At 41.0% G+C, this 5,111-nt stretch carries 5 protein-coding genes; all 5 read left to right on the top strand.

Annotated features, from left to right (window positions below; translation table 11 throughout):
- A partial coding sequence (locus DBR11_RS12835) for an HmuY family protein (RefSeq protein ID WP_233260739.1) occupies positions 1-1,105 on the top strand: 1,105 nt, incomplete at its 5' end.
- A gap of 139 nt (positions 1,106-1,244) precedes the next feature.
- Entirely contained in the window at positions 1,245-2,111 is an 867-nt protein-coding gene (locus DBR11_RS12830) for a hemin ABC transporter substrate-binding protein (RefSeq protein WP_233260738.1), read from the top strand.
- Positions 2,108-3,157, top strand: a complete 1,050-nt coding sequence (locus DBR11_RS12825) for an iron ABC transporter permease (RefSeq protein WP_233260737.1) — start codon at positions 2,108-2,110, stop codon at positions 3,155-3,157. Before DBR11_RS12830 ends, DBR11_RS12825 begins: the two co-directional genes overlap by 4 nt.
- Positions 3,154-3,936 carry a heme ABC transporter ATP-binding protein gene (locus DBR11_RS12820; RefSeq protein ID WP_108553063.1) on the top strand — a complete coding sequence of 261 codons (783 nt, stop codon included), beginning with the start codon at positions 3,154-3,156 and terminating at the stop codon, positions 3,934-3,936. The genes DBR11_RS12825 and DBR11_RS12820 overlap by 4 nt, the downstream gene beginning before the upstream one ends.
- A gap of 103 nt (positions 3,937-4,039) precedes the next feature.
- A complete protein-coding gene (locus DBR11_RS12815; protein WP_108553062.1) occupies positions 4,040-5,068 on the top strand; it encodes a hemin-degrading factor in 1,029 nt (342 codons plus the stop codon).
- Positions 5,069-5,111: the final 43 nt, after the last annotated feature.

The raw sequence follows: 5,111 nt of genomic DNA, 5'->3' as shown, positions 1-5,111 counted from the left end.
ATATATAATACATACAATAATTATGAACAGATTTACCAAATTATTAACACCTCTGTGTTTTGCTGCAGTACTTGCTTCTTGTAGTAAAAGTACCGACGCACCCATTGTACAGGTTCCTGTTTCGGACGGAAATACCATGACTTTGCAGGGACTTATTGGTTCAGAAGATGGAGGAAGTGCAGGAAATAGCGTTTTTGTGGATTTTAGTGCTGATAAGCAAACTTCTGCCGCACGTGCATCCTGGGACCTGGGATTTTATTCCGGAGCTGATTTTAGAGTGATCATCAACCACAGTATAGGTGCTACAGCAATAGCCTTGGATAAAAGTGATTTGAACCAGGTTACAATCGCCGATACGATAGCACTGGTTAGCTCTGGTAAACTGGCACTAGGACAGGGGGATGGTGCTTTTACAGCGATAGACCCTGTTCAAGGCAGTTTTGCAGCCTATCTTTCAGGCACGGTGATCAAGGCTATTTCTGCTACTGATGCAGATAATAAAGTCTATATCGTTAACCGTGGCAAATCAGGTACCACTGAAAACCGTGGCTGGGAAAAAATTCGTGTGATCAGAAGCGGTAATGGCTATACTTTGCAGTATGCGAAGATTAATGAGACGAGTTTTAAAAGTCTGACTGTGGTAAAAGATGGAACCTTTAATTTTAAATATGTTTCCTTTATAAAAGGACTTGTAGATGTAGAACCAGCAAAAGATTCCTGGGATATTGAATGGGGACTTTCTACTTATAAAGCCAGCGCTACTATTCCATATACTTTTTCTGACTTTGTTCTCATCAATTTTGCTGCAGGTGTACAGGCATCTCAACAGGTATTCTCAGGTACAGAAGCAAATACAACAGTTACTTATGCTAATTTCAAAGAAAGCGATTTGTCAAAAGTGATCTTCTCCGGAGATCGTGATGTAATTGCCGGTAACTGGAGGATAACCTCAGGTACACCTGTTGGTGTAAAAGCAGACCGTTTTTACGTAGTTAAGGATCCAGTTGGAAACGTATATAAACTGAAATTTGTGAGCTTCCATCCAAATGATAGCGGTGTGCGTGGAAAACCTGTAATAGAATATAAACTGGTTAAAAAAGCATAGAATTAAAAATTAAACGTTTGTTGCCTGTGTTTTAGGTGAATAATAAGATACTGGTTAGTTTAGTTGATAAAGGAAAGCTTCCGGCAGACACCGGAAGCGCCTTTATTTAGGGTTTGTAAAGATTTAATTGAATGATAGTATGATGATGAAATTTAAATTATCCGCCTCAGTACTTGCTATAGCATCACTGATGGCTTGCACTGGAGGGAACCAGAAAGAGAATACTTCCGTATTGTCCGACAGTACGAGGATTGTTTCTTTAAATGGTGCATTGAGTGAGATCATTGCCGGAATTGGCCTGGAAAAAAACATTGTTGGTACGGATGTAACGAGTGCTTATCCAGAAAGTTTAAAAAGCAAACCGAAGGTAGGACACAACCGTAACATTAATGCAGAAGGCGTGTTGGCACTTAAACCTAATCTGGTTGTTGCCTTGCAAAAAGACCTTCCAGCAGCCGTTCAGGAACAATTCAAATCTGCTGGTGTGAGATTATTGCTGTTGGACCAGAAATATTCCGTGGCAGGTGCTAAAAACCTGATCCAGTCTGTTTCAGATAGTTTGGGCAGGAAAGCACAAGGAGATTCATTACTAAGAATCCTGGGTACCCAGTTAGAGCAGGCGAAGATTGCTGTACAAAACGTGAAAAAGTTAAAAGTGCTCTTTATTTATGCGAGGGGAGTAGGCACAATGATGGTTAGTGGCACAGGAACACAAGTAGGAAAGATGATAGAACTTGCAGGGGGACAAAATGCCATAACCGGGTTTGCGGATTATAAACCACTTACCGCTGAAGCACTGGTAGAAGCAAACCCAGATGTTATCCTTTTATTTGATGACGGTCTGGAAAGCCTCGGAGGTACTAAAGGACTGGCAGGTGTGCAAGGTATAAAGCAAACAAATGCGGGTAAAAACAATAAAGTGATCACAATGAAGGGAGACTTATTAACCAGTTTTGGCCCTCGTTTAGGGATTGCAGTTAAAGAACTAGCCGAAAAACTGAAGTGAGCAAAAGAACTGGATCAATATTATTTATGCTTCTGTTGTTTTTAGTCTTTACCATGCTGATTTCTTCCTGTCTGGGATCGGTAAAGATCAACATAAGTGAGCTGATCTCTATGATCACTTATTACACAGGTATTTCTAATGTTCGCCATTTTCAGGAACAGCAGGCAGCAGTATTTTTAAATATACGATTGCCAAGGGTATTACGGGGGGGGATGATCGGTGCGGCATTAGGTGTTTCCGGTGCTGCAATACAAGGTTTATTTCGCAATCCACTGGCCGAACCAGGCCTGATCGGCATTTCTTCTGGAGCAACATTATTTGCTGTATTAATGATTGTTTTGGAGATTGGGGTATTTAAGACACTTAAAGGGAACCTGGGCAGCTATGCCCTATCTATATCTGCATTTATAGGAGCGGGTATCACCACGATGATCGTACATCGTATTGCTATGAAGAACGGGAAGACAAATATCACCAGTTTGCTCCTGTCAGGAATTGCAATTAATGCTCTGGCTTATGCCTTTATCGGTTTGCTTACCTATTTGGCCAGTGACGCCCAACTGAGAAATATTACCTTCTGGAATCTTGGAAGTTTAGGCGGGGCAAACTGGCAAAGCGTAAGTATCTTACTCCCTTTTGTTCTGATCCCATTAGTCGCGTTGCCTTTTTTATCTAAATCATTAAACACACTTGCCCTTGGGGAATCCCAGGCAATACATATGGGGGTTGCCGTGAAGCAGATTAAAACGTTTGTTGTTGTTCTATCTACTATGGCAGTGGGCGCTTCGGTTGCTGTGGCAGGAACCATAGGTTTTATAGGTCTGATCATTCCACATATCCTGAGAATGGCTTTTACTTCGGATCACAGGCTTGTTATTCCGGGGTCGGCCTTATTAGGTGCGGCTCTTTTAACTTTGGCAGACCTGGTCGCAAGAACAATTGTATCCCCGGCCGAATTGCCCATTGGAATATTGACAGCAATGATTGGCACCCCATTTTTTATTTACATTATTATTTCTGAACGCAATAAAAAACATATTCCATGATTAAAGTACATCATCTTCAATATAAAGCCGGGCAGCGTAACCTCGTTGATAATTTAAGCTTCGAAGCGAATAAAGGGGAGATGCTGGCTATTCTTGGTGCAAATGGTGCCGGAAAAAGTACCTTAATGAAACTATTGTGCCGGGAAATATTGCCATCTTCCGGAAACATACTTTTTAACGGGCTGAATTTAAATACTTACAAACTGGCCGACCTGGCCAAGACGAGAGCGGTTTTATCTCAGAGCAATACCCTATCGATTTCCTTCATTGTTGAAGAATTGATTATGATGGGAAGGTACCCACATTTTGGCCAGAATCCTGTAGTGAAAGATCTGCAAGTAGTGAAATCGGTTATGGAGGAAACAGGTATCACACATCTGGCTAAAAGGGACTATAATACATTATCGGGCGGAGAACAACAACGGGTCCAGCTAGCAAGGGTAATGGCGCAGGTTTATGACAGTGACCATGCCTGTTTGTTTTTAGATGAACCAACAAATGGATTAGATCTACTGTACCAGCAACATATTATGGTATTGGCCCGGTCGCTGGCAGACAGAGGCTACTGTGTGATCTGCATTTTGCATGATATCAATTTTGCATCACGCTTTGCAGATAAGATCCTGATGCTTAAAAACGGAAAACGGGTAGCCTATGGAAGACCTCTGGAAGTGATTAATTGTGAAAATATACATGAAACTTTTAGCATTCACGTTAAATTAATGCCATGTGAAGAATATAAGTGTCCTTTGGTGATCCCAGCTGTTGGGTTTGCTTAATGTTGAAAATTGAGATAACCTCAATTTATAGGTGCTAAAGCTAGGGCAAAGTAAGTCATGAATTGTTGTATTGTAATATTAAAGGAATTTTAAATAATAAGGAATGGAAAATGTTCTAGAACTGAAAAAACAATGGGAAGCATTTAAATCGGAAAATCCAAAAGTAAGGATCCGTGACGCGGCGAGACAATTAGGTGCGTCTGAAGCCGAGCTGGTTGCTACTTCGTTAGGAGATACAGCAGTAAGGTTGAAAAGTGATTTTCAAGGAATACTCAAACAGATAGAAAGTTTAGGTTATGTGATGGCTCTTACCCGTAATGATCATTGCGTTCATGAACGTAAAGGAGTCTATAAGAAACTCTCCTTCCAGGGGATGATGGGATTGGCTGTTAATCCAGATATTGACTTGAGGTTGTTTATGAACCAATGGAAATCCGGGTTTGCTTTGAATGAAGCTGGACGAAAAAGTTTACAGTTTTTTGGCAAAGACGGTGAGGCAGTTCATAAAATCTATTTAACAGAACAAAGCGATCCGGCAGCTTATGATGCTTTAGTTAATCAATATAAACATGAAGATCAGCGCGAGGTATTAGATATATTACCAGCTCAGGAAGCGGTAGCAGAGAAATCTGATACTGAAATAGACGTAACTGGTTTTAAAACAGCATGGCTGAATTTAAAGGATACCCATGAGTTTCATGGAATGCTTCGGAATTTTGGTGTGAGCCGTATTCAGGGATTGCGCCTGGCTCCAGAGGGCTATGCTTTTAAAATCAGTACCGAGTCCTTCAAGGCTATATTGCATAAAGCATCGCAGACCGGTTTGGAGATCATGGTATTTACCGGAAGCGCTGGCTGTATTCAGATTCATACTGGATTGGTTAAAAATCTGGTGCAAACAGGCCCATGGTTCAATGTACTTGATCCTGAATTTAATCTGCACCTGAGAGAAGATGGAATTGATTCGATATGGCTGGTTAAAAAACCGACAGAAGATGGATTGGTGACCAGTATCGAGGCCTTTGATGCCAAAGGAAATATTATTGTGCAGTTTTTTGGAAAGCGTAAACCGGGTATTCCGGAAAACGAGCACTGGCGGTTGCTGGTTAATGAGTTGTCGGTAATTATTTAAAACAAAGTATATCCAATTTGGTTATTTAACCTGTGTATATAAA

The sequence above is a fragment of the Pedobacter sp. HMWF019 genome (assembly GCF_003061025.1).
In the GTDB taxonomy this organism is placed as follows: Bacteria; Bacteroidota; Bacteroidia; order Sphingobacteriales; family Sphingobacteriaceae; genus Pedobacter.
Note: the sequence above shows the minus strand (reverse complement) of the source record. Positions and strands in the feature narration are given on the sequence as shown.

What these genes read in the sequence shown, in the direction of transcription:
- DBR11_RS12830 (WP_233260738.1), top strand. Translation starts at nt 1,245, where the DNA reads ATGATGATGAAATTTAAATTATCCGCCTCAGTACTTGCTATAGCATCA.
- DBR11_RS12815 (WP_108553062.1), top strand. Translation starts at nt 4,040, where the DNA reads ATGGAAAATGTTCTAGAACTGAAAAAACAATGGGAAGCATTTAAATCG.
- DBR11_RS12820 (WP_108553063.1), top strand. Translation starts at nt 3,154, where the DNA reads ATGATTAAAGTACATCATCTTCAATATAAAGCCGGGCAGCGTAACCTC.